The following is a 23048-nucleotide window of genomic DNA, read 5'->3' as shown; positions in this document are numbered from 1 at the left end:
CCACCGAGCAAGCCGCATGGTCATGAGCGCGCTACGGCTGCCCCGAGTCCGTGGCCGGCGCGGCGGGAGGTGCCGGCGTGGGCACCTTCACGCCCTCCGCGGCCAGCACCGCCATGCGCTCGGTGGCCTGACGGGCCGCGGCGCTGTTCGGGTGGTCCGTCGGAATCTTCGACAGCACCTGGGCGGCGTCGTCCTTCTTGCCCTGGAGAATCAGCATGCGCGCCTTGTGGTACGCGCCCATGCCGATCAGGTACTCGCCGGTGTCCGCCTTCTCCATCGCCTCGAAGGAGGTGATGGCCTGGGCGTAGTCACCCTTGGCCTCGTAGGCGTAGCCCTGGCCTTCCAGGGCGCTCGCGCGCAGGGCGTCGTTCTCCGGGGCGCCCTTGAGGAAGACGTCCAGGGACGCCAGGGCGTCGTCGTTCTTGCCCAGCCGGAACTCGGCCTTGGCCTGCGGCAGGGCGGCCGTCGTCGCCGAGCGGGTGCCGCCGTGCTCCTTGCGGAAGGCGGCCAGCTGCTTCACGACCTCCTCGTCGCGGGCCCCCTCCGTGGGGAACGGGGGCTCCGTGGCGGACGGGTCCGCCGGGTCCACGCCCGTCACGGGGCGGTCCAGGACGGTGAGCGCCTGGCCCAGGGCCATGGAGGCAGTCTCCTCGCCGCGCTTGGAGACCTCACTGGCGATGGCCACGCCCACCGCGCCCAGCACGAGCACGCCCGCGCCGATGGCGAGGAACTTCTGGCGCTGCATCAGCCAGTCCCGCGCGTCCGCTCCCGCCTTCTGGAAGGCGTCCGGCTGACGAAGCTCCTGCTGGCGAATCTTCTCGGTCTTCTGCTGGGCCACGATGAGGGGACCTCTCTCCGGCTCGACGGTGCTCTTCGCTCTGGGAAAGCGGCGCACTGTAAAGAGCGCCCGCTGGGAGTGTCAACGCGCGAGCGCGGTCAGTCGCGCCCTGCCCGCTTCCCGCCCTTGCCACCCTTGCCGGCCAGGTGCGGCTTCTTGCGCGCCTCGCGCTTGGCCTTGCCTGGCCGCTCGCGGAAGAGCAGGCGGATGGGGACCCGCAAATCAAACGTCTTGCGGATCTGGTTGGTGATGTACCGCTTGTACATGTCCGGCACGCCCTGCGGTTCGTTGCAGGTGAGGGTGAACGTCGGCGGGGCCGCCGCCACCTGGGCGATGTAGTACAGGCGCAGCGGCTTGCTCTTCACGATGGGCGCCGGGTTGTTGTCCACCATGTAATCCAGCAGCTTGTTGAGCTGCGGGGTGGGCGCCCGGAAGCGGAACTGCTTGGCCAGCTCCACCGCCACGTCCACGACCTTCTCCACCTTGGAGCCGTGCAGGGCGGACGTGAAGATGACCGGCGCGTAGCCCACGAACTTGAGGGCGATCTTGAGGTCCTCGCGGAAGGCCTCCTGGCGGCGCTTGTCCTCCGCGATGAGGTCCCACTTGTTCACCACGATGACCAGCGCGCGACCGCGGTCCATGGACAGGCCCGCGAGCTTCGCGTCCTGGTCCACCGCGGGCTCCGTGGCGTCCATCAGCAGCACCGCCACGTCGCTGCGCTCCAGCACCTTCAGCGCCGCGATGACGGAGTACTGCTCCACCTGGTGCGCGATGGTCTTCTTGCGCCGGATGCCCGCGGTGTCCGTGAGGATGAGCTGATTGCCCTTGTACGTGACCTCGGAGTCGATGGGGTCGCGCGTGGTGCCGGCGACCTCGCTGGTGACAACGCGCTTCTCCTTGAGGATGGCGTTGACCAGGGTGCTCTTGCCCACGTTGGGCCGGCCGATGATGGCCACGCGGATCTTCCCGTCGTCCGGCGGCGCCTCCGAGTCCTCGCCCTCCTGCTTCTCCGGGAGTTTGGACACCACGGAGTCCATCAGGCTGCCCATGCCGAGGTTGTGCTCGGCGGACATGGCGTTCACGTCGCCCAGGCCCAGGCGGAAGAACTCGCCGGACAGCGACTGCATCAGCCCGGTCTCGTTATCCAGCTTGTTGGCCGCCACGACGACGGGCTTGCCCGACTTGCGCAGGTAGTTGGCGACGGCCTCGTCCGCCGTCGTCATCCCCGCGCGGGCGTCCACGACGAAGATGATGACGTCGCACTCCTCCACCGCGAACTGCGCCTGCTCGCGCACCTGCTTGAGCAGCGAGTCCTTCTCACCGGGGACGAAGCCGCCCGTGTCGATGAGGGTGAAGGCGCGGCCCTCCCACTCCGCGTCGGAGTAGTGCCGGTCGCGGGTGACGCCGGGCTCGTCCTGCACGAGCGCGATGCGGCGGCCCACCAGGCGGTTGAACAGCGTGCTCTTGCCCACGTTGGGGCGACCGACAATGGCGACCAGCGGCTTCATGGAGTCTCTTTCGACAGCGACGACGACTTCGAATGCAACGACGTCAGCGACACAAACTTCCGCGGCGACATCACTCGTAACCCAGCTTCCTCAAACCCGCGGCGCGCTCGCTCCAGCGGGCCTCCACGCGCACGCGCAGGTCCAGGTACACGTGCGCACCCAGCAGGCGCTGCACGGACTTGCGAGCGTCCGTGCCAATGAGCTTCAGCATCTGCCCCTGCTTGCCAATCAGGATGGCCTTCTGGCTGTCGCGCTCCACGTAGATGGACGCCGCGATGCGGATGAGGCCGCCCAGCTGGCCGGGGGGCGTGCCGGGGCGCGGCTCGCGCTCGGATTCGTCGAACACGTCCACCAGCACCGCGGTGGAGTACGGGATCTCCTGGCGGCAGTGCCGAAGCACCTGCTCGCGGATGTACTCCGCCACCAGCACGCGCTCCTGCTGGTCCGTGAGCATGTCCTCCGCGAAAAGGGGCTCGCCCTCCGGCAGGTGTCCCAGCACGACCTGGAACAGGTGATCCACGCCGTCCTTCTCCCGTGCGGAGATAGGCACCACCTCCGCGAAGGGGAACTCCTGGCCGTAGAGCGCGATGAGCGGCAGCAGCTTCGCCTTGGGGATGGAGTCGATCTTGTTGATGACCAGGAAGGTGGGCTTGCCCACCTTCTCCAGCCGCTCGAGGATGGCGCGGTTGCCCGGCGTCACGTCCAGCGTCTCGCCCTGGGGCGGCTCGATGAGGAAGAGGACCAGGTCCACCTCCTCGGCCGCGGAGATGGCGGCCTCCACCATGTAGCGGTTGAGCTCTCCCTTGGCCTGGTGGATGCCGGGAGTGTCGATGAACGCCACCTGCCCTTCCGGGCGCGTCACCACGCCCAGGATGCGGTTGCGGGTGGTCTGCGGCTTGGGCGAAACGATGGCGATCTTCTCGCCTGTGAGCGCGTTGAGCAGCGTGCTCTTGCCCACGTTGGGCCGGCCGATGAGCGCGGCGAAGCCAGCGCGAGGGGTCTTCTTCTGGGACTGAGAGGCCATACTTCCGGAGATGATCAGTGGGCCTTCCGACTCCGACTTCGGGAAGGCCCCGTGGGAACTGCCAGGGTACGGCGGCGGACTGCTTACGAAGGCCGCGCCGTGGAGATGGTCAACGTCTGGATGCGCACGTCCCGGCGGGGACGGTCGCTTGAATCCTTGGGAAGCTCATTGGCGATGCGGTCCACCACGTCCTGCCCTTCCACCACCTCGCCGAAGATGGTGTACCGGTTGTCCAGGTGGGGCTGCGGCGCCGCGGTGATGAAGAACTGACTGCCGTTGGTGTTGGGGCCCGTGTTGCCCATGGCCAGAACACCCTTCTTGTCGAAACGCCGGCCGCTCTGGAACTCATCCTCGAAACGGAAGCCCGGCCCGTTGTTGCCCCGGCTGGTCGGGTCCCCGCCCTGAATCATGAAGTCCTTGATGCAGCGGAAGAAGAGCGTCCCGTCGTAGAGCGGGCGTCCGTGCTGGGGCTGGAACGTCACCGGGTCCTTCCAGGGCTTCTCCCCGGTGGCCAGCCCCACGAAGTTCTCCACCGTCTTGGGCGAGTCCTTGGAGAACAGGCGAACGACGATGCGCCCCTCCGTCGTCTGGAAGGTGCCGAACAGCTCCGTGCCCGCGTGGGCCAGCTCCATGAAGCTCATTGCGGGGTGCCCTTCTTGGGGGCGGCGGGCTTGGGCGCGGCCGGCTTCTTGGGCGCCTTCTCACTCAGCGTCACCGTTTCCAGGACCACGGGCGTCTGCGGGCGGTCCTGCGCGCTGCGCGGCACGGTGCCGATCTTCTCCACCACGTCGTAGCCGGTGACGACCTCGCCGAAGATGGTGTGGCGGCCGGTGAGGTGCGCGGGCGTGGCGGTGGTGATGAAGAACTGGCTGCCGTTGGTGTTGGGGCCCGCGTTGGCCATGGCCAGGATGCCCGGCTTGTCGAAGCTGCGGCCGCTCTGGAACTCGTCCTCGAAGCGGAAGCCCGGGTCGCCCCGGCCGGTGCCGGTGGGGTCGCCGCCTTGAATCATGAAGCCCGGGATGACGCGGTGGAAGACGGTGCCGGCGTAGAGCGGCTTGCCCTTCACCGGGTCGCCCGTCTTCGGATCCGTCCAGGCCTTCTCGCCCGTGGCCAGGCCCACGAAGTTCTCCACCGTCTTGGGCGCGTCCTTGGAGAAGAGCTTCACGGTGATGACGCCCTGGCTCGTCTTCAGCGTCGCGTAGAGGTCCTTGCCGGCCTGGACCTTCTTCGTCCAGGGGCCCGCGACGGGCTCGGCGGCCAACGCCGCGACGGCGGCCAGCGCCACGGTGAGACCGAGAAGACGGTGCATGCGGAACAAACTCCAGGGCAGGAAGGCGCGGACCCTACCCCCCACCCCCCTCCCCCTCCAAGGGCTTTCACGCCGGAGGGTCGTCCGGTGAAGGACCTCCCGGGATGGGCGCCACGACAGCCGGGGATGCCAGGGAAGCCGACTCCTCCTTCAGGCGCTCCAGCGTGGTGCGCGCGGCTGCCTGCTCGGCCTCCTTCTTGTTCCGGCCGCTGGCCCGGGCGTACACGGCCTCCCCAATGCACACCTCCACCTCGAACACCTTGGAGTGCTCCGGGCCCGTTTCCGCCACCACGCGGTAGCGCGGCGACAGCTTGAGCTTCTCGTGGGCCAGCTCCTGGAGGAGCGTCTTGTAGTCCAGGCGGCCCGCGCCGGAGGCCACCTCCTCCACCAGCTCCCCGAAGATGCGGTCCACCAGGGACAGCGCCGGCTCCAGGCCGCCGCTCAGGTACACCGCGCCCAGCACCGCCTCCATCGCGTCCGCGAGCAGCGAGTTCTTGTCGCGGCCTCCGGACTGGGACTCGCCCCGGCCCAGCAGGAGCAGCTCGCCCAGGCGCAGGCTCCGGGCCACGCGGGCCAGGCCCTCCTCGTGGACGATGCGGGCGCGCATCTTGGTGAGCTCGCCTTCGGGGACGCCGGGGCAGCGGTCCATCAGCCGGTGGCTCACGGCCAGGTCCACCACGGCGTCGCCCAGGAACTCCAGGCGCTGGTTGTCCTTGAGGTTCTGGTCCCGGTTCTCGTTGACGTACGTCTTGTGCGTCAGCGCTTCCAGGGCCAGGTCGCGCTTGGAGAACTGCACGCCCAGGCGCGTCTCCAGGGTCTGCACCCGCTCCACCAGGGTCATCTTCTCCACGCGGCTCACTCCTGGGGGGCGTCCGGGCCCACGAGTCGCACGGCCTCGGGAGCGACCTTCAACAGCTCGGCCACCAGCTGCACGACGCCGGGGAACTCATCCAGTTCGAAGCGGCCCGCCCACACCTTGCCCTGGGTGCCCGCCAGGAGCCCCCGGAAGGTGCGCCCGGCGATGCGCGCGGCCGCGAAGCGGTAGGCCTTGCCCTCCACCTGCAGCTGCGCCAGCAACTCCAGGCTGCTGCGCGGCGGCACCAGCGACTGCGGTCCGAACTTCTCCACGATCTCCACGAAGCGCACCGGCTCCGCGCCCGACGCCGCCTGCGGAGCGCGCGCCACGGGCTCGCCGAGCAGCGCGGACAGGTAGCCCGTCAGCGCGGCCTTCTCGCGGAACTCGGACAGCTCGATGACGTGCCCGGCGGCGGTGACCAGCTCCTCGAGCCCGCGGATGGCCTGCGCGATGCGGAAGTTGCCCTGCCGGTCCGCCACCAGCTTCACCGCGAGCTGGCCATCCCTCACGTCCGTGGACAGCACCAGCGACTGCGGATCCACGTCCGCCGGCAGGCCCAGCAGCTGCAGCTCCTCCGAGCGGCGCTGCAGGTGGAAGACGTGGTCGCTGAAGGTGTCCAGCAGGAGCGCCTGCATCTCCTCCGCCGCGTCGATGGCGGACAGGAGGATGGGCGTCATGCCCACCACGGCTGGCGGCGCGATGGGGATGAGCCGGTCCCCCATCACCTGGAAGGTGATCTCGGTGATGAAGTCCTTGGTGATGGGATTCACCAGGGACGCGGCTTCCAGGTCCAGCACCACTTCGACGCCGGACGGCTCCTCACGAACCTGGAGCCCCAGCTCTCGCAGCCGAGCGGTATCCATCAGGCGCCTTTGAAGGTCTCGCGGGCGATGATGGTCCGCTGGATCTCGCTCGTGCCCTCGCCAATCTCACAGAGCTTGGCGTCGCGCAGGTAGCGCTCCACGGGGAACTCGCGCGTGTAGCCGTAGCCGCCGTGGATCTGCACGGCCTTGTTGCACCCGCGCATGGCCGCCTCCGACGCGAACAGCTTCGCCATGGAGGCCTCCTCCGAGTACGGCTGACCCGCGTCCGCGAGCCGCGCCGCGCGGTGCACCAGCAGCCGCGCCGCCTCCAGCTCCGTCTTCATGTCCGCCATCATCCAGCGCAGGCCCTGGAACTCGCCAATGGGCTGGCCGAACGCGGTGCGGTCCTTGGAGTACGCCACCGACTCCTCCAGCGCCCCGCGCAGGAGGCCCACCGACAGCGCGCCGATGGTGATGCGGCCCTTGTCGAGGATCTTGAGCGTGTCGATGAAGCCGCGGTCGACCTCGCCCACGATGGCGTCGTCACCGACCTCCACGTTCTCCATGATGAGCTCGGCCGTGTCCGACGAGCGCATGCCCAGCTTCCCGTGGATGGAGCGCTGGCTGAAGCCGGGGATGCCCTTCTCCAGCACGAAGGCGGTGATGCCCTTCTGGCGCTTCTCCGGCGACGTGAGCGCCAGCACCACGAACACGTCACCCACCGTGCCCTGGGTGATGAACATCTTCGCGCCGTTGAGCACCCACTTGTCGCCCTTGCGCACGGCGGTGGTGCGCATGCCGGACGCGTCCGAACCGGATCCCGGCTCGGTGAGGCCCCACGCGCCCAGCCACTCACCGGAGGCGAGCTTGGGCAGGTAGCGCTGGTGCTGCGCCTTGTTGCCGAACACGCGCACGTGGCTGGTGCCCAGGCCGTTGTGGCTGGCCACCGTGAGCGCGAGCGAGCCGTCGTAGCGGGCGATCTCCTCCACGGCCACCGCCACGGCGAGCGAGTCCATGGCCGCTCCGCCGTACTCGTCGGAGACGAGCATGCCGAGCACGCCCAGCTGCCCCAGCTCCTTCACCACCTCCATGGGGAACTTCTCGTCCTTGTCCCACTCGCGCGCGTACGGCTTCACGCGGCGTTCGCAGAATTCACGGAGGGAGGCCTGCAGGGCGCGGTGGCTTTCAGGAAGTTCGAAGTCCATGGTCGGGTGCGGAATCTAGAGCGTGAATGCGGGTGGGGGAACTTCAGACGGGGTGGACGCCGTGCTTCTTCTCCGCACGGGGCTGGAACCGGTCCGCATAAAGCGAATAACGCTGCATCAATTCCCCGCGCAGGGAGTCGCCGGGGACCACGGCGTCGATGATGAGCTCGCTGGCCAGCTTGAAGATGTCCACGTCCTGCTTGTACTCGTCGCGGAGCTTCTGGACGAAGGCTGGCCGCTCGGCCTCCGGCAGCTCTTGGATCTTGTTGAAATAGACGGCGTTCACCGCCGCCTCCGGGCCCATCACGGCGATCATCGCCTGGGGCAGCGCCAGCGTGGCCTCCGGGGCGAATCCAGGGCCGCTCATGGCGTAGAGGCCGGCGCCGTACGCCTTGCGCACCACCACGCAGATGCGCGGCACGCTGGCCTCCGACACCGCGGAGATCATCTTCGCGCCCGCGCGGATGATGCCCGCGCGCTCCACCTTGGTGCCGATCATGAAGCCCGGCACGTCCGCCAGGTACAGCAGCGGGATGTTGAACGCGTCACACAGCCAGATGAACCGGGCCGCCTTGTCCGCGCTGTCCACGAACAGCACGCCGCCCTTGTACTTGGGCTGGTTCGCGACGATGCCCACCGGCCGCCCGCCAATGCGAGCGAGGCCGGTGATGAGCTCCTGCGCGAAGAGCTTCTTCACGTCGAACCAGCTGCCCTCGTCGATGAGCTCCGCGATGAGGGCGTGCATGTCGAACGGCTTGTTCTGATCCGGCGGGATGATCTCATCCACGCGCTTGCCGCTGTGCTTGGGCGCCTTCAGTTCGACCGTCGGCGGGGCCTTGGAGAAGTTCTCCGGGAAGAAGGCCAGGTACTGCTTCGCGGCGGCGATGGCGTCCTGTTCGGTCTTCACCAGCACGTCGCCCACGCCGGACACGGAGCAGTGCATCTTCGCGCCGCCCATCTCCTCCAGGGTGACCTTCTCGCCGATGACCATCTCCGCCATGCGGGGGCTGCCCAGGTACATGGAGGCGTTGCCCTCCACCATGATGACCAGGTCGCAGAACGCGGGGATGTACGCGCCACCCGCGGCGGAAGGGCCGAAGAGCAGACAGATTTGAGGGACGAAGCCCGACAGGTGGACCTCGTTGTAGAAGATGCGGCCCGCGCCACGTCGGCCGGGGAACATCTCCACCTGGTCCGTGATGCGCGCACCCGCGCTGTCCACCAGATAGAGCAGCGGGCAGCGCAGCGCCTTCGCCGTCTCCTGGATGCGGAGGATCTTCTCCACCGTGCGCGCGCCCCAGCTGCCCGCCTTCACCGTGGAGTCGTTGGCCATGATGGCCACCGCGCGCCCGTCGATGCGCCCGACGCCGGTGATGACGCCGTCGGAGGGCAGCTCCGGGTCCAGGTTGTTGGCGAGCTTGCCGTCCTCCACGAAGGAGTCCGCGTCCACGAGCAGCTGGATGCGCTCGCGCGCGAAGAGCTTGCCCGCCTCCGCGTTCTTCGCGTGGTACTTGGGCGCGCCGCCCTTCTCCACCTGGGAGACCTTCTCGAGCAGTTTCTGATCTGAGGACATGGCCGTCGTCCCATACCAAGAAACCCCTGGCCTGGCTGCCTTCTTGCCATGCCGGCCACCAGCCGTGCCGTCCAACGGACGACGCATGAGGCCACGGAGGAGCGCTTCGGGGGGGTGTCGATTGGGGCTTCCCTGCCTACCTTCATGCTGCACGGGGGGTGTGCACCCAGGCGGGCCACACTCGCCCCGTGAACCGCATCCGGCCCAGGAGGGACCCATGTTCAGAGCGAAGAAGGCGACGTGGCAGGCGAAGGCTTTTGCCAAGAGCAAGCTGTACCGCCAGTTCCTTGCGCACCAGCTGCTGGATCAGCTGCCCGACTACGCGGACAAGGCAGGCAAGGTCGCGCGGAAGTCCTGGGACAACTTCGACCCGGACGACGCGCTGCGCTATGTGGGATTGACGACGTACAAGCCGGCGCGCGCGGGCATGGGCGGCCTGGGGGCGTTCCTGCTGGGCGCCGCCGCGGGCAGCATCGTGGCCCTGCTGATGGCCCCGAGCCGCGGCACGGAGCTGCGCACCACCGTCAAGGACAAGGCGATGGGCTACATCAACAAACAGGGCGTGAACATCGGCGGCGAGAAGACCGCCAGCGCCTGAAGCTGAGTTGAGGGAAGCAACCAGGGGCAGCATGTCCGCGGGCAACCGCGGGCCTGCCGCCCCTGTCGCTTTCGGAGGACTCAGCGGCCTCTATAGACAGGAGGACGCTTCTCCGCGAAGGCGCGGAGCCCTTCCAGCCGGTCCTCCGTCTTGAGCACCTCCTCGTACTTCTTGAGCTCCAGCGCCAGCGCGTCGTCCAGCTCCAGGCCGGTGCCCTCGTCGATGGCGTGCTTGGCGGTGGCCACGGCCACGGGGGCGTTCTCCACCACGGCCTCCGCGAGCTGGAAGGCGACCTCCAGCAGGTGCCCTTCCGGGGCCAGCCGGTTCACCAGGCCGATGGTGAAGGCCTCCGCCGCGTTCACGCGCCGGGCGGTGAGGATGAGGTCCTTGGCGCGCCCGGGGCCGATGAGCCGGGACAGCCGCTGGGTGCCACCGCCGCCAGGGATGATGCCCAGCTTCACTTCCGTGAGGCCCATCTCCGTGGCGGGCGAGGCGACGCGCAGGTCGCACGCCAGGGCCAGCTCCGTGCCGCCGCCGAAGGCCGCGCCGTTGATGGCGGCGATGAAGACGCAGTCGCTCTTTTCAATCGAGCGCAGGGTGACGCGCAGGCCGTTGAGGAAGGCGCGCACCTCGTCTTCCGACATGGTGGTGCGTTCCTTGAGGTCCGCGCCCGCGCAGAAGGCCTTGTCGCCCGCGCCGGTGAGGATGACGGCGCGCACGGCACGGCCGGAGGACACGCGGGACACGAGCGCGTCCAGCTCCTGGTGCATCGCGCGGCTGATGGCGTTGCGGCGGCTCTCCCCGTCGATGGTCCAGATCTCGATGGCCCCTCGGGCCTCGACCTTGAACTCCGGCATCTTCGCTCCCCGTGACGGACCGCGCTGGGCGGCCCGCGTGAATGGCGCGCAGCCTGAAACCTGTTCTCCAGTCTGGCAAGCCGTAAACGGATAGGATCCTGCCCATGCCTTCGTGCTCAACAGCGAAACGCCCGTGGCGGTGGCTGCCTGGCCTGCTCACCGTGTCCGCCCTGCTCGTGCTCGCCCTGCCGCTCGTGGCCCTGGCACGCGGCGGTGGAGGCGAGCACTACACGTCCGGCCGCGACCGCAACAACGGCGGCGGCGGGGGCGACGGCCTGCCCTTCTGGCTGATCTTCGACCTGATCCGGCTCCTCTTCCTCTACCCGAAGGTGACCGTCCCGCTGCTGATCATCGGCGGCGTCGCGTACTGGCTCTACAAGCGCAACCTGCACCCGGACGCCACCACCCGGCGCGCGTTGGATCAGCGCGAGGCGGAGGTGCGCACGGAGGTGTCCGGCCGCGACGTGCAGGGTTGGGTGAACGCGCTGAAGCTCAAGGACCCGTCCTTCCAATTGGAGCCCACGCTGGAGAAGGTGCGCTGGCTCTTCATCGAGCTGCAGAAGTCGTGGTTCCGCCGGGACATGACGCCGGTGCGCCCCTTCCTGTCGGACGCGACGTGGCAGCGCTTCAACGTGCAGCTCGGGCTGATGCAGGCGCAGGGCGTGCGCGACGCGCTCGCGGACATGAAGGTGCTGGATGTGCAGCTCATCGGCCTGCACCAGACCCCGTGGTACGACAGCATCCACGTGCGCGTGCGCGCCAGCATCCGCGACACGGACGTGCCCGCGAACCAGACGGACGCGCAGGCCATGGCCGCCGCCAGCAAGGTGGCGCCGGAGACGTTCACGGAGGTGTGGACCTTCGTGCGCAAGCCCGGCGCGCAGACGCGCATCGGTGAGGACCTGTTCCAGGGCAAGTGCCCCAACTGCGGCGCGCCCTACAAGGGCGGCGCGTCCAACACCTGCGAGTTCTGCAACGCGGTGGTGAACTCCGGTAACTACGACTGGACGCTCTCTGAAATCACGCAGGGCGTGGAGCACGTGCGCCACCACAAGCAGGTGGACGGCCTGATGCAGGCGCGCGCGGACGACCCGGCGCTCAACCTGGAGATGCTGGAGGACCGCGCGTCGCTGCTGTTCTGGAAGTGGATCGACGCGCAGAGCCGCAACGAGACGCAGCGCCTGTCCAAGGTCGCCAACGCGGACGCCCTCACGAAGCTCAACGCGGAGCTGGGTCAGCTGGCGAAGCAGGGCCGGCGGCGCGTCTTCCTGGAGTGCGCGGTGGGCGCGGTGGACGTGCGCGCGCTGGAGGTGCATCCGGAGTCCTTCGACGAGGCGCAGGTCGAAATCCGGTGGAGCGCTCGCATGGGCATTGGCCCCGCGAACGAGAAGCCGCCAAGCCTGCCCACGGTGCCGCAGCGGTGGGTCTTCACGCTGCTGCGTCGCCACGGCGCGAAGACGAACACGGACACGGGTATGTCCACGGACCGCTGCCCGCAGTGCAACGCGCCCACCACCAACAGCGCGGCCAACACCTGCGAGTTCTGCGGCACGGTGCTGGGCAACGGCGAGCGCGACTGGGTGCTCGCGTCCGCCCTCCCCTTCGAGTCCTGGAACGTCCACCACGCGCAGCGCACGTCCCGGAACGCGGCCCGCTACCAGGAGGCCCGCCGGTCCGAGCGCGGCACCGTGGCGCCCCCGCCCGTGGACGTCGGCGGCCATGGCAATGGCGACGGCGTTGGCGACGGCGACCGGGTGGTGACGGACGTGAAGGAGCGCGAGCGGCTGCTCTACATGATGGCCGCCATCGCCGCCGCGGATGGCGAGGTCTCGAACGCCGAGCGTCGCCTGCTCAAGCTGTGCGCGGAGCGCTGGAGCGTGTCGTGGGCTAACGTGGAGATGGCCCTCAACGCCGGGCCGCAGCTCTTCGAGCGCCTGGTGCCGCGCGGCAGCCCGGAAGCGGAAGTCTTCCTGCGCCACATCGTGGAGATGGCCCTGGTGGACGGCCGCATCGACCGCAAGGAGCGGAAGATGCTGCAGATCGCCGCCCAACACCTGGGCCTGGAGGAGAAGCTTCCGGCGCTGCTCGGGGACCACTAGCCACGTGGTCCCCGGTGGGGAGGCTCAGGTCTGCGCGCGGCGGGTGGCCTTCTTGTCCCGCTCGCCGAGCGCGGCCTGGAGGTACTTGCCCGCGAGCTTCCGGCCGATGAGCTCCTGGGCGATCTCCCCGGCCTCCACCAGCTTGTCCAGGTCGATGCCGGTGTCCACGCCCATGCCGTGCATCATGAAGACGGCGTCCTCGGAGGCCAGGTTGCCCGCGGCGCCCGGCGCGTAGGGACAGCCGCCCAGTCCGCCGATGCTCGCGTCGAACGTGGTGACGCCCGCGGACAGGCCCACCAGCGCGTTGGCCAGCGCGGTGCCTCGCGTGTCGTGCAGGTGCAGCGCCAGCGTGTCCACCGGCATGTGCTGGAGGAGCGCCGTGAGGATCTCCTCCGTCTGCCGGGGCGTGCCCACGCCAATCGTGTCACCCAGGCTCAGCTGGTAGATGCCCGCGTCCACCAACTGGCGGCAGATGTCCACCACGCGCTCGACCGGGACGTGGCCCTCGTAGGGGCAGCCCCACACGGTGGACAGGTAGCCGCGCACGCGCATGCCGGCCTTGCGGGCGGCGGCCGTCACTTCCTTCGCGCCGGCCAGCGCCTCCGCGATGGTCTTGTTGATGTTCTTCTTGGAGTGGGCCTCCGACGCGGAGATGAACACCGCGGCCTCCTCCAGGCCCGCCGCCTGCGCGCGCTCCAGGCCCTTCAGGTTGGGCACCAACGCGGAGAAGACGACTCCGGGGCGGCGGCCCACCTGCTTGAGCAACTCCTCCGCGTCCGCCAGCTGGGGGATCCACTTGGGCGACACGAACGACGTCACCTCGATGCGCTTCTCCCCCGCGGCGACCAGGGCGTTGATGAGCCGCGCCTTGTCTCGGGTGGGCAGCGTGCGGAGCTCGTTCTGCAGGCCGTCGCGGGGGCCGACCTCGTACACGTCGACCCGGCGGGGCAGTTGCCCCAGCAGGCCGACCCGCGTTCGCGATGTCTCTTTCGGATCCACTGGACGTGTCCGGGGCTCCGTCACCGGCGCCCGGCTCCCACGATGAGGTCGGTCGACTCGGGTGTCATCGGCGCGGAGTCCAGGCCGCCGTGCACCCACTGCACCGAAAAGCCCGTGCTTTCCAACAGCCCCTTCAGTTCCGCAAGAGGATAGTAACGAAGCGTGTACGCCGCCCGCAGCACGCGACCGTCAGGCAAGGTGAGCTGACGCTGCCCGACATCCCTTCCACGCGTCGCGTCGAAGCGGCTCTCCTCCTCCAGGAGACTCCCATCCGGTAACCGCTCGCGGAACGATGCGCCCGGACTTCCGGCCAGCCGCTCGTAGGGAACCGTCTGGAACACCAACCGCCCGCCGGGCCGCAGCGCCCGAGCCACCTCGCGCAGCACCTGGACATGCTCCGCGTCGCTGAAGGCGAAGAGTGTCGAATACCAGGCGTAGGCGCCCCCCAGGGTCGCGTCCTGGAAGGGCAGCGCCCGCAGGTCGCCTCGCACCACGGGGAAGCCGGGGCGGCGCAGGCGAAGGGACAGCGGATCCAGCTCCAGGCCCACCACCCTGCCCGCGAGCGAGCCCTCCGTGTTGAGCCGCGCCGCGTGCCGGCCGTGGCCGCAGCCCAGGTCCACCACCGGGCCCTCCACGTCCGCGAACGCCCGGGACAGGTAGTCGACTTCCCGGGCCGTCACCGCCTCGGAGAGGTACGGCAGCGTGCTGCGCAGGTACAGCTCTCCGAAGAAGTCGCTCACGGCCGTGCGCGCTTCAGCGCTTGAGGGCGGGCAGCTTCTCGCGCAGGCGGCGCACGGCTTCGTCCAGCACGCCCTCCGTCTTGCAGAAGGCGAAGCGCGCGAAGCGCTGTCCCAGGTGCCGGTGCTCCGGGCCGTAGAAGACGCTGGGCGGGATGCCCGCGACGCCCACCTCCGTCACCAGGTGCCGGCAGAACGCCACGTCGTCCGCGAAGCCGTACCCGGCGATGTCCGCGAGGATGAAGTAGCTGCCCTCCGGCGAGAAGGCCTGGAGCCCCGCCTCGCGCAGGCCCGTGAGCAGCCGCTCGCGCTTGGACGTGTAGAGCGCCGTCAGTTCCTGGAAGTAGCTGTCCGGCAGCCGCAGCGCCACGGCCATGGCGGCCTGGAACGGCGACGCGGTGGCGAAGGTGACGAACTGGTGCGCGCGCTGCACCGCGTCCCGCAGCGGCGGCGGCGCGATGATCCAGCCGACCTTCCACCCCGTCAGGCTGAAGGACTTGCCCGCGCTGCTCACCGTCACCGTGCGGTCCGCGAGCACCGGCACCGTGGCCGCGCGGATGTGCTTCGCGGGGGCGAAGACGATGTGCTCGTAGACTTCATCCGCCAGCACCTTCACGTCGTGCTCGGCGCAGAGGTTGCCCAGGAACTCCAGCTCCTCGCGCGTGAAGACCTTGCCCGTGGGGTTGTGCGGCGAGTTGAGGATCAGCAGCCGCGTCTTCGGACCGAAGGCGGCGCGCACTTCGTCCCGGTCGAACCACCAGGTGGTGTGCTCCGCGTCCGGCGGGCGCAGCGGCACGAAGCGCGGCGTGGCGCCCACGAAGGCGATGTTGGCGTCGTACGAGTCGTAGAACGGCTCGAAGGCCACCACTTCATCGCCCGGATCCACCAGGCCCAGGATGACGTCGAGGATGGCCTCCGTCGCGCCGCTGGTGACGGTGACCATCGTGTCCGGGTCCACGGCGTGGTTGTAGAAGCGCTGCGCGTGCTCGGCGATGGCGTTGCGCAGGTCCTTGGCGCCCATGCCGGGGGCGTACTGGTTGACGCCGCCCTGGATGGCCTTCCACGCCGCTTCCTTCACCGCGTCCGGCCCGTCGAAGTCCGGGAAGCCCTGCCCCAGGTTCACGGCCTGGTGCTTCAGGGCGAGCGCGCTGAACTCGGAGAAGACGGTGGTGCCGAAGCGGGAGACGCGTTGCGCGAGCACGGGCCGGGGGGACATGGGTCAGGCCTCTGGAGGCCAGCGCACGTCCACCCCGACCCCCGGGGCGACCGGCTGGCGGTTCAGGGCCGGACGATAGCGTCCGCGGGCACGGAACGCGCGCCTTGTTCCACCGCGCGCTGCCGGGCGGAGCGGGACAGGGCCAGCGCCAGCCCCGTCACCACCATCACCAGGGGCACCGCGCAGATGAGGTCGATGGCGTAGTGGAACCGCCCCGCCAGCGTCGCGAAGATGAGCCCCATGCCCGGGAAGAGCATCACCCAGAAGAAGCGGCGGGCAAACCGGAACGCGTAGAAGAGCACCACCAGCATCACCCCGGTGTGCCCGGACGGGAAGCAGTCCCGGGTGTACACCGGCGTGCGCATCATGGACTCCAACAGCGGCGTGAGGATCCACCCCTGCGTCGCCGGCCCGTCGAACGCGCCGATGAGGAAGTACCGGGGCCCCACCGCGGGCACCAGCGAGTACGCCGCGTAGTTGAAGCCCAGGAGCAGGCCCAGACCCAGCAGGTACTCGTCGAAGGCGGGCGTGGACCCCCTGCCCCGGGCGTACAGGTAGACGCCCAGCAGCAGCGGCCACATGAAGTGCCCGTAGTAGCAGAGCATCAGCACGTCGTTGACCCAGGGCGGAATCACGTGCGCCAGCGCCACCGCGGTCTGGAAGCCGAACAGCTTCTGATCCACCGCGATGAGCTGGGCGTCCTTCACCACCGGGTTCATCCAGTCCACGATGGGCCCCAGCCATCCGTGGGCCAGCGCCGACACTGGCAGGAGCCAGAAGTCCGCCAAGATGGCGATGAGCGGCTGGCGCGGGAAGCGCGCCTCCAGCATGCGCATGGCCGGCAGGCCCAGCGCGAAGAAGAGGAAGAGGAGCGCGTTGCGGCCGGAGTGCGGCGCCCAGCGGGCCGGGCCCACGCACACCAGGGCGGCCACCGAGCAGGCCACCATGAGGACGAGGTCCACCTGCCGGAAGCGCACGAGCGCTTCGTCCGATGACGTCACGACGGGCCGCACGCGGCCTTCGCTGAATGACCAGATGCTCACGCCGATTTGCGCTCCCCCGGCGACTCGGCCGGCAGCTCGCCGGCCCCCCCGAGATTGAGGCTCCGCACCACCGCGCCCGACTCCGGCGCCACCGCGGACCGCCGCCCCTTCCACCGCTCCAACAGCGCCAGCATGGCCGGGAAGAACACCGTCGTTCCCAGGAAGGTGCTCACGACCCCTAGTAGGGCAATCTGTCCGATGCTGCGCAAGCCCTGGTGGTTCGCCACGAGGAGCGCTCCGTAGCCCGCCGCGTTGGACAGGGTCGCCACCACCGCCGCGAAGCCGGTGTTGCGCACCACCCGGCCCAGCGACCCGGGGCCCTCTTCCTCGTACCGGTGGAACAGGTGCACCGAGTTGTCCACCGCGATGGCCAACAGGTTGGGCAGCACCACCGCGTTGATGAAGTTGAGCTGGACGTCGAACAGGTACATCCCGCCCGCCAGGCACGTCATGCCCAGGAACAGCGGGCCCGCCACCAGCAGCGCGCGCTTGAAGCTGCGCAGGCTGGCGAAGATGACCAGGAACACCACCACCGCCGCGGACCAGAGGATGAACGGCCCGTCCATGCGCACCAGGGAGAAGATGCGCGCCGCGATGCGGTTGCTGTCCAGCACCGCCAGGTCGATGCCCTTCGCCTTCGCCCCGGCAATCACCTCATCCAGCTGCCCCGCCCAGCGATTCAGGTCCTGCGTGTCGTAGTTGGACACGGACGGGAACAGCAGGAGGAACATCCCCTTGCCGTCCAGCGCCTCGAAGCGGCGGCGGGCCTCCACCGGCAGCTGGTCCAGGCCGTAGGGCTTCGCGTCCACCATCCCGCGCAGGTCCTTCACGCGCGGGTCCTCCTGGGCGGACTTCGGCAGCCCGTCCAGGAGCGTCCGGATGCGGCCCATCTCCGCCTCGTGGCCCGCCACGTCGGAGGGCACCAGGTCGCTCAACGACGCGGTGCGCAGGAACACGGAGTTGGCGCCGTTCTTCGCCTTCACCTGGGCGATGACGGCCTCCACCTCGCGGACCTGCTCCAGCGTGTCCACGGAGAGGATGGCCGGGTTGAGCGGCGCGCCAATCTGCTCCGTGATGTGGTCGTCCAACCGCGACGCCGGCGAGTCACCCTTCAGGTTGCGCAGGTTGGTCTCGAAGCCCAACCGGGGCGCGATGCCCACCGAGTACGCCGCGAAGCCCACCACCGACAGCGCCACCGCGACGATGACGCCCGTGGGCCAGCGCCGCCACTCCTTCGCCGGAGCCGGAGCCCGCTCGACGCTCTGAGCCGCGGCGGGCGCGGAGGCCTGGGCGCCAGGCGCCGCATCGCGACGGAACGGGCGGATGCGCTCCGCGATGGCGAGCAGCGACGGGCCCAGCGCGTACGCGGACAGCACGGCCATCAGCACGCCCACGCCCGCGAGCAGGCCGAACTGCTGGAAGGCATGGAACTGCGCCAGCACCAGCACGAAGAACGCCGCCGCGTTGGTGAAGGCGGACGTGAGCGCCCCGCTGAAGGTGCCGCGCACCGCCGCCGTGAGCGCCTCCTTCACGCCGAGCCGCTCGCGCTCCTCCCAGTAACGCATGGTCAGGTGGACGCCGTACTCGATGCCCAGGCCGATGAGGATGGCGACCAGGAAGCCCGTCACGATGTTGAGGTGACCGATGGCGCCCTGCGCGAACGCGAACGTCAGCACCAGCCCCACCATCACCGGCACACCCACCACCGCCAGCGCGGAGATGCGCCGGGTGGCCAGCAGGATGAGGCCCACGGCGATGAGCGCGGACAGCATGCCCGCGTTGGACAGGTCACCGCGCATCACCGCGTCCTCTTCGATGCGGTTCTGGAAGTTGCCCGTCGCCTCCAGCGTCACGCCCGGGTACTTCTCCGCCGCGAGCTTGCGGCCCGTGTCGAACACCGTGGCCACGAAGTTCCGCGCGAACTCCAGGTCCCCCGCCGTCCCCGACGGCTTGATCATCAGGTAGACCTCGGTGCCCTCCTTGTTCGCCAGCGTCTCCGGCAGCGCCGTGTCCGGGGTGTGCTTCTTCGCGATCTCCTCGAAGGTGGGCGGCGCCTCCTCCGTGCCCAGGTCCACGAAGAGGGGGCTGGCGCGCTCCCTTTCGTAGCGGACGCGGGCCTCCAGGTCCTGACGCAGGGAGGCGACCTCCGCCGTGGGCAGCAGAAGCAGTCCGTGGCGGCGGAAGAAGGCCACGTCATAGTGGTGCTCGACGTAGCGGACCGTCGGCAGGGCCTCCAGCCGCCGCTGGAACTCCGTGGCGTAGGCCTTCAGGGCCTCCGGGGCCGCCCCCTTGGCCATGATGACCAGGTAGCCGTCTCCGCCCGCCTTCTCTGACACGCGTGTCAGATCCCGGACCTCGGGGGCACCCTCCGGGAGCAGCTCCACGAAGGATCCCCTGAACTCCAGGCGAGAGGCAAAGAAGCCCGCGGCGACCGTCACCAGGGCGACAGCGAGCAGCACCTGCCAGGGGCGCGACATCGCTGCCTGGATGAAGCCCTCGAACCACCGCTGCCGTCGTGCTTGAGACACCGTCTGCTCCTCTGATGCTGGCCGGCGTAGCAATAACCCAGCCATGATCCAGGCCCCCGGAACAGATGGCCCCTCTCGACCCATTCCCCGTGTGAACCCATGTGTGCCCGGGGTGCGGAAGCATCCACTGGCGAACGAAGGCCCGGGGGCGCGGCGTGCCACCAATGCGGCATGACTGTCAAGGCGCGCCCTGACACGGATGCCCCACACCCGGTGCAATGGGACCGTCCCCGCCTTGACAGTGCGGTTTTCCCTCTTTATTGACCCCCTCGCGTCGTACCCCCTGGGTGTTCACGCGGCCGGGCAATCCGATCCTGGAACGCGCCCTGCACATGGAAAGCGGCTCGGATCACACCCTCCGACGCGTAAGAAAGACCACCATGAGCGACGTGTTCGACAAGTGCCGTACCTGGAAGGACTACCGCATCGCCAAGGCCACGGGGCTGTATCCGTACTTCCGGGCCATCGAGGCGTCGCACGGTTCCACGGAGGTGGAGATCGAGGGACGGCGGGTCATCATGGTGGGTTCGAACAACTACCTGGGCCTGGCGGCGGATCCGCGCGTGAAGGAAGCGGCCATCAAGGCGACGGAGAAGTTCGGCACCACGTGCTCCGGTTCGCGCCTGCTCAACGGCACGCTGGCGCTGCATGAGGAGCTGGAGGCGCGGCTGGCCAAGTTCCTCAACCGCGAGGCGGCCATCGTCATCTCCACCGGGTTCCAGACGAACCTGGCGCTGGCGTCCATCCTGGGCCGTCACGACATCGTGTTCAGCGACCGCGCGAACCACGCGTCGCTGGTGGACGGCGTGCGCCTGTCGTTCGCGACCGAGCGCAAGTTCCGCCACAACGACATGGACCACCTGGAGCAGCTGCTCGCCGCGGCGGAGCCGGGCGCCGGGAAGATCATCGTCACGGACGGCGTGTTCTCCATGGAGGGCGACGTCTGCAACCTGCCCCGCATCGTGGAGCTGTCCAAGCAGTACAACGCCCGCGTGATGACGGATGACGCCCACGCCATGGGCGTGCTGGGCGAGCTGGGCCGGGGCACCTCCGAGTACTTCGGCCTGGAGAAGGACGTGGACCTGGTCATGGGCACGTTCTCCAAGAGCTTCGCGTCGCTGGGCGGCGTGCTCGCGGGCCCCTTCGAGGTCATCAACTACATCCGCCACAAGGCGCGCTCGGTCATCTTCTCCGCGTCCATGACGCCCGCGTCCATCGCGGCGGCGCTCAAGTCCACGGAGATCATCGAGGCGGAGCCGCAGCGCCGCGAGCGCCTGCTGGACATCGCGGAGAAGATGCACAACGGCTTCCGCGCCATGGGCTTCGACACGGGCGTGTCGGTGACGCCGGTGGTGCCCGTGCACATTGGCGACCAGGTGAAGTGCTTCCGCTTCTGGCGCGCGCTGCACGAGGCGGGTGTGTTCGCCAACCCCGTGATTCCGCCGGCGGTGGAGGCGGGCCACGCGCTCATCCGCACCAGCTACATGGCCACGCACACGGACGCGCAGCTGGATCAGGTGCTGGACACGTTCGAGAAGATCGGCCGCAAGCTCAACGTCATCCCGGAGACGCGCCCCACGGTGTACGAGCCGGTGAAGATCGCCCGGCCGGGCAGCGCGGTGCGCAGCAACAAGGCGAGCGAGACGTGGGCGGCGGGCAGCGCGGGCCTGCTCGCGGACAAGGGCTTCAGCCTGGAGCAGCTGTCGCGGATGTCGTCGCGGGAGATGGCCGGGAAGTTCTTCGACGCGGTGGAGCAGCTCACCTGGCGCGCGGCGAACCTGCAGCCGGAGGACCTGCGGCGGCTGGGCGGCGCGCCCAAGAAGCTGTGGGAGAAGCGCAGCGAGCTGGGTGGCGTGCTCCTGGAGAAGGGCGCCCAGCTGTTCATGCGCAACGGCAGCGACAGTTCCGACGGCGGCAACCAGGCCGAAAGGAACTGATCCCCACCCATGGCCCACCCCGCCAAGCACGAAGACGCCTCCGCCTCCCCTACTCCCATGACCACCGACGTGCAGGTGACCCCAGTGCGCGGCGCGGCGGACCGGACGGCGTTCATCCGGCTGCCGTACTCGCTCTACCGTGACAACCCGAACTGGGTGCCGCCGCTGGAGATGGAGCGCCGCGACTTCCTGGACCCGAAGAAGAACCCCTTCTTCGACTACGCGGAGGTGGAGCTGTTCCTCGCGCGTCGCGGGCAGGACGTGGTGGGCCGGGTGGCCGCCATCAAGAACCCACGCCACATGGAGTTCCACGGCACGAAGGAGGGCTTCTTCGGCCTCTTCGAGTGCGTGAACGACGCGGGCGTGGCCCGGGGCCTCCTGGACGCGGCCAGCGCGTGGCTGAAGGCGCGCGGCATCGACTCCGTGCTGGGGCCGGCCAACTTCTCCTCCAATCAGGACTGGGGCCTGCTCGTGGAGGGCTACGAGAGCCCTCCCGCGCTGATGATGCCCTACAACCCCACGTACTACGCGGGGCTGCTGGAGACGTGCGGCTTCACCAAGGCGAAGGACCTGTTCGCCTTCGAGCTGTCCGCGTCCACGCCGCCGCCGGAGAAGGTGGCGCGCATCGCGGAGAAGATCCGTCAGCGCGAGGGCGTCACCGTGCGCCCGGTGAACCTGAAGGACTTCCCCGCGGAGGTCGCCCGCATCAAGCAGATCTACAACGCGGCCTGGGAGAAGAACTGGGGCTTCATCCCCTTCACGGACCGCGAGTTCGAGCACATGGCCAAGGAGATGAAGGCCATCGTGCGTCCGGAGCTGGTGCTCATCGCCGAGGTGAAGGGTGAGCCCGTCGCCTTCTCCATGACGCTGCCGGACGCCAACGCGGCGTTCAAGGCGGCCAACGGACGGCTCACGACGTTCGGCCTGCCCATTGGCCTGGTGAAGCTGGTGCTGGCGTCGCGCAAGCTCAAGCGGCTGCGCCTGCTCACGCTGGGCATCAAGGAGGGCTACCGGCGCCGCGGCCTGGACGCCATCCTCTACCTGGACACCCTGCGCACCGCGAAGGAGCTGGGGTACTCGGGCGGCGAGATTTCGTGGACGCTGGAGGACAACCACCTGGTCAACCGCGCCATCGAGTCCATGGGCGGCCAGCGCTCCAAGACGTACCGCGTGTTCCAGCGGCCCGTCTGACGTCGTCCTGAAACGCTTCCGCCCGGGCGCTTGAGGCACCCGGGCGGAAGGTCACTGCTTGAAAGTCGTTTGGAAGCGCCCTGCCCTACTTCACCTGCGGCGCGGCGCCCGAACCCCCGGCGGCGGACTCCTTCACGGAGGCCGCGCTGGTGCCGGCGTTCTCCTTCTCCAGCTGGGCGCGCTTGGACTTGAGCGTCGTCAGCAGGCCGTCAAAGCCCTTGGTGGAGAGGATCTTCTTGAACTGGCCGCTGTAGGTGTCCACCAGGGAGACCTCGTCGGTGATCACGTCGTAGATGCGCCAGTCGGCCTTGGGCGAGGCCTTGTAGAGGCGGTAGTTCACGGGCACCTGGTCCGTCTTCACGGTGAGCTCCGTGTCGACCGTGGCCTCGGTCCCCTGCACGCTCTCCTTGCCGTACTTCACGTCCGCCTTCGCCTGGCCGATGGCCTTCTGGGCGTACGAGGCGCGCAGCAGGCCCGTCATGGTTTCCGTGAAGTCCTTGCGCTGGGCGGCGGTGAGGCCCGCCCAGGCCTTCTCACCCAGGGCTCGCTTGGCGAGCTCCTCGAAGTCCACGAAGGACTCCACGACGGTCGCCAGGGACTGCACATTGGCGCCAGGGGCGTTGGCCGCCTTCTGCACGGCGGCGTTGCCGTTCTTCACCACGTTGAGCGGGCTCACGGGAGCGGCGGCGAGCAGCGTGGCGGCAAGCAGGGAAGCAATCATATCGAT

The 23048-nt window shown here is 69.1% G+C and carries 20 protein-coding genes; 4 read left to right on the top strand and 16 right to left on the bottom strand.

Annotated elements, in window-relative coordinates:
• Nucleotides 1-31 precede the first annotated feature (31 nt).
• From GTZ93_RS11285 to GTZ93_RS11245, 9 genes are all read right to left on the bottom strand, one after another.
• Nucleotides 32-841, bottom strand: coding sequence for a tetratricopeptide repeat protein (locus GTZ93_RS11285; protein ID WP_390624862.1), 810 nt, complete (start codon nucleotides 839-841; stop codon nucleotides 32-34).
• 95 nt (nucleotides 842-936) lie between these two features.
• Entirely contained in the window at nucleotides 937-2346 is a 1410-nt protein-coding gene (der, locus tag GTZ93_RS11280) for a ribosome biogenesis GTPase Der (RefSeq protein WP_139921192.1), read from the bottom strand.
• Between the two features lie 70 nt (nucleotides 2347-2416).
• A complete protein-coding gene (gene era, locus GTZ93_RS11275; RefSeq protein ID WP_120576876.1) occupies nucleotides 2417-3370 on the bottom strand; it encodes a GTPase Era in 954 nt (317 codons plus the stop codon).
• Nucleotides 3371-3453: 83 nt separating this feature from the next.
• Nucleotides 3454-4011 (bottom strand): peptidylprolyl isomerase, encoded by a 558-nt coding sequence (locus GTZ93_RS11270; protein ID WP_120576875.1) that lies wholly within the window; start codon nucleotides 4009-4011, stop codon nucleotides 3454-3456.
• Nucleotides 4008-4679 (bottom strand): peptidylprolyl isomerase, encoded by a 672-nt coding sequence (locus GTZ93_RS11265; RefSeq protein WP_139921190.1) that lies wholly within the window; start codon nucleotides 4677-4679, stop codon nucleotides 4008-4010. The genes GTZ93_RS11270 and GTZ93_RS11265 overlap by 4 nt, the downstream gene beginning before the upstream one ends.
• Nucleotides 4680-4746: 67 nt before the next feature.
• Nucleotides 4747-5520: a ribonuclease III gene (gene rnc, locus GTZ93_RS11260; protein WP_167548050.1), complete on the bottom strand. Its 774-nt coding sequence runs from the start codon at nucleotides 5518-5520 to the stop codon at nucleotides 4747-4749.
• 14 nt (nucleotides 5521-5534) lie between these two features.
• On the bottom strand, nucleotides 5535-6398 hold the full coding sequence (locus GTZ93_RS11255) for a hypothetical protein (protein ID WP_180946116.1): 864 nt from the start codon (nucleotides 6396-6398) through the stop codon (nucleotides 5535-5537).
• Entirely contained in the window at nucleotides 6398-7543 is a 1146-nt protein-coding gene (locus tag GTZ93_RS11250; protein WP_139920202.1) for an acyl-CoA dehydrogenase family protein, read from the bottom strand. Before GTZ93_RS11250 ends, GTZ93_RS11255 begins: the two co-directional genes overlap by 1 nt.
• 43 nt (nucleotides 7544-7586) lie before the next feature.
• The gene (locus GTZ93_RS11245) at nucleotides 7587-9116 is read right to left on the bottom strand and encodes an acyl-CoA carboxylase subunit beta (protein ID WP_120579421.1); all 1530 of its coding nucleotides are present in this window, start codon (nucleotides 9114-9116) and stop codon (nucleotides 7587-7589) included.
• A gap of 217 nt (nucleotides 9117-9333) precedes the next feature.
• Here GTZ93_RS11245 and GTZ93_RS11240 point away from each other — a divergent pair, with 217 nt between their 5' ends.
• Complete coding sequence (locus tag GTZ93_RS11240; protein ID WP_120597835.1) at nucleotides 9334-9714, top strand: YtxH domain-containing protein; 381 nt, start codon at nucleotides 9334-9336, stop codon at nucleotides 9712-9714.
• 80 nt (nucleotides 9715-9794) lie between these two features.
• Here GTZ93_RS11240 and GTZ93_RS11235 read toward each other — a convergent pair whose 3' ends face one another.
• On the bottom strand, nucleotides 9795-10571 hold the full coding sequence (locus GTZ93_RS11235) for an enoyl-CoA hydratase-related protein (RefSeq protein WP_139920200.1): 777 nt from the start codon (nucleotides 10569-10571) through the stop codon (nucleotides 9795-9797).
• 104 nt (nucleotides 10572-10675) lie between these two features.
• Between GTZ93_RS11235 and GTZ93_RS11230 the strand changes: the two genes are divergently transcribed.
• Nucleotides 10676-12670: a TIM44-like domain-containing protein gene (locus tag GTZ93_RS11230; protein ID WP_139920198.1), complete on the top strand. Its 1995-nt coding sequence runs from the start codon at nucleotides 10676-10678 to the stop codon at nucleotides 12668-12670.
• A 24-nt stretch (nucleotides 12671-12694) separates the two neighbouring features.
• Here the strand turns inward: GTZ93_RS11230 and GTZ93_RS11225 are convergent, their stop codons facing one another.
• From GTZ93_RS11225 to GTZ93_RS11205, 5 genes are all read right to left on the bottom strand, one after another.
• Nucleotides 12695-13669, bottom strand: a complete 975-nt coding sequence (locus tag GTZ93_RS11225; protein ID WP_120579417.1) for a hydroxymethylglutaryl-CoA lyase — start codon at nucleotides 13667-13669, stop codon at nucleotides 12695-12697.
• A 20-nt stretch (nucleotides 13670-13689) separates the two neighbouring features.
• Nucleotides 13690-14409 (bottom strand): methyltransferase domain-containing protein, encoded by a 720-nt coding sequence (locus GTZ93_RS11220; RefSeq protein WP_121755246.1) that lies wholly within the window; start codon nucleotides 14407-14409, stop codon nucleotides 13690-13692.
• A gap of 13 nt (nucleotides 14410-14422) precedes the next feature.
• Complete coding sequence (locus tag GTZ93_RS11215) at nucleotides 14423-15622, bottom strand: aminotransferase class I/II-fold pyridoxal phosphate-dependent enzyme (protein ID WP_121755245.1); 1200 nt, start codon at nucleotides 15620-15622, stop codon at nucleotides 14423-14425.
• A gap of 62 nt (nucleotides 15623-15684) precedes the next feature.
• The gene (locus GTZ93_RS11210) at nucleotides 15685-16665 is read right to left on the bottom strand and encodes a phosphatase PAP2 family protein (protein WP_180946115.1); all 981 of its coding nucleotides are present in this window, start codon (nucleotides 16663-16665) and stop codon (nucleotides 15685-15687) included.
• Nucleotides 16662-19142, bottom strand: coding sequence for an efflux RND transporter permease subunit (locus GTZ93_RS11205; protein ID WP_139920206.1), 2481 nt, complete (start codon nucleotides 19140-19142; stop codon nucleotides 16662-16664). Before GTZ93_RS11205 ends, GTZ93_RS11210 begins: the two co-directional genes overlap by 4 nt.
• Before the next feature lie 431 nt (nucleotides 19143-19573).
• Here GTZ93_RS11205 and GTZ93_RS11200 point away from each other — a divergent pair, with 431 nt between their 5' ends.
• Nucleotides 19574-21130, top strand: coding sequence for an aminotransferase class I/II-fold pyridoxal phosphate-dependent enzyme (locus GTZ93_RS11200; RefSeq protein ID WP_120579413.1), 1557 nt, complete (start codon nucleotides 19574-19576; stop codon nucleotides 21128-21130).
• A gap of 9 nt (nucleotides 21131-21139) precedes the next feature.
• The gene (locus GTZ93_RS11195) at nucleotides 21140-22321 is read left to right on the top strand and encodes an N-acetyltransferase (RefSeq protein ID WP_139923891.1); all 1182 of its coding nucleotides are present in this window, start codon (nucleotides 21140-21142) and stop codon (nucleotides 22319-22321) included.
• Nucleotides 22322-22406: 85 nt separating this feature from the next.
• On the opposite strand, the gene GTZ93_RS11190 is transcribed toward GTZ93_RS11195, so the two are convergent.
• Nucleotides 22407-23042 carry an MlaC/ttg2D family ABC transporter substrate-binding protein gene (locus tag GTZ93_RS11190; RefSeq protein WP_120579411.1) on the bottom strand — a complete coding sequence of 212 codons (636 nt, stop codon included), beginning with the start codon at nucleotides 23040-23042 and terminating at the stop codon, nucleotides 22407-22409.
• Nucleotides 23043-23048 lie beyond the last annotated feature (6 nt).

Source organism: Corallococcus exiguus (assembly GCF_009909105.1).
GTDB classification, from domain to species: domain Bacteria; phylum Myxococcota; class Myxococcia; order Myxococcales; family Myxococcaceae; genus Corallococcus; species Corallococcus exiguus.
The sequence above is the reverse complement of the archived record's forward strand: the minus strand, read 5'-3'. Positions and strand labels throughout refer to the sequence as shown.

Excerpts from the sequence above, each read along its gene's own strand:
- GTZ93_RS11195 (WP_139923891.1), top strand. The coding sequence starts at position 21,140 with ATGGCCCACCCCGCCAAGCACGAAGACGCCTCCGCCTCCCCTACTCCC.
- GTZ93_RS11270 (WP_120576875.1), bottom strand. The coding sequence starts at position 4,011 with ATGAGCTTCATGGAGCTGGCCCACGCGGGCACGGAGCTGTTCGGCACC.
- GTZ93_RS11190 (WP_120579411.1), bottom strand. The coding sequence starts at position 23,042 with ATGATTGCTTCCCTGCTTGCCGCCACGCTGCTCGCCGCCGCTCCCGTG.
- GTZ93_RS11230 (WP_139920198.1), top strand. The coding sequence starts at position 10,676 with ATGCCTTCGTGCTCAACAGCGAAACGCCCGTGGCGGTGGCTGCCTGGC.
- era (WP_120576876.1), bottom strand. The coding sequence starts at position 3,370 with ATGGCCTCTCAGTCCCAGAAGAAGACCCCTCGCGCTGGCTTCGCCGCG.
- GTZ93_RS11255 (WP_180946116.1), bottom strand. The coding sequence starts at position 6,398 with ATGGATACCGCTCGGCTGCGAGAGCTGGGGCTCCAGGTTCGTGAGGAG.
- der (WP_139921192.1), bottom strand. The coding sequence starts at position 2,346 with ATGAAGCCGCTGGTCGCCATTGTCGGTCGCCCCAACGTGGGCAAGAGC.
- GTZ93_RS11200 (WP_120579413.1), top strand. The coding sequence starts at position 19,574 with ATGAGCGACGTGTTCGACAAGTGCCGTACCTGGAAGGACTACCGCATC.
- GTZ93_RS11250 (WP_139920202.1), bottom strand. The coding sequence starts at position 7,543 with ATGGACTTCGAACTTCCTGAAAGCCACCGCGCCCTGCAGGCCTCCCTC.
- rnc (WP_167548050.1), bottom strand. The coding sequence starts at position 5,520 with ATGACCCTGGTGGAGCGGGTGCAGACCCTGGAGACGCGCCTGGGCGTG.
- GTZ93_RS11240 (WP_120597835.1), top strand. The coding sequence starts at position 9,334 with ATGTTCAGAGCGAAGAAGGCGACGTGGCAGGCGAAGGCTTTTGCCAAG.
- GTZ93_RS11235 (WP_139920200.1), bottom strand. The coding sequence starts at position 10,571 with ATGCCGGAGTTCAAGGTCGAGGCCCGAGGGGCCATCGAGATCTGGACC.
- GTZ93_RS11205 (WP_139920206.1), bottom strand. The coding sequence starts at position 19,142 with ATGTCGCGCCCCTGGCAGGTGCTGCTCGCTGTCGCCCTGGTGACGGTC.
- GTZ93_RS11245 (WP_120579421.1), bottom strand. The coding sequence starts at position 9,116 with ATGTCCTCAGATCAGAAACTGCTCGAGAAGGTCTCCCAGGTGGAGAAG.
- GTZ93_RS11265 (WP_139921190.1), bottom strand. The coding sequence starts at position 4,679 with ATGCACCGTCTTCTCGGTCTCACCGTGGCGCTGGCCGCCGTCGCGGCG.
- GTZ93_RS11215 (WP_121755245.1), bottom strand. The coding sequence starts at position 15,622 with ATGTCCCCCCGGCCCGTGCTCGCGCAACGCGTCTCCCGCTTCGGCACC.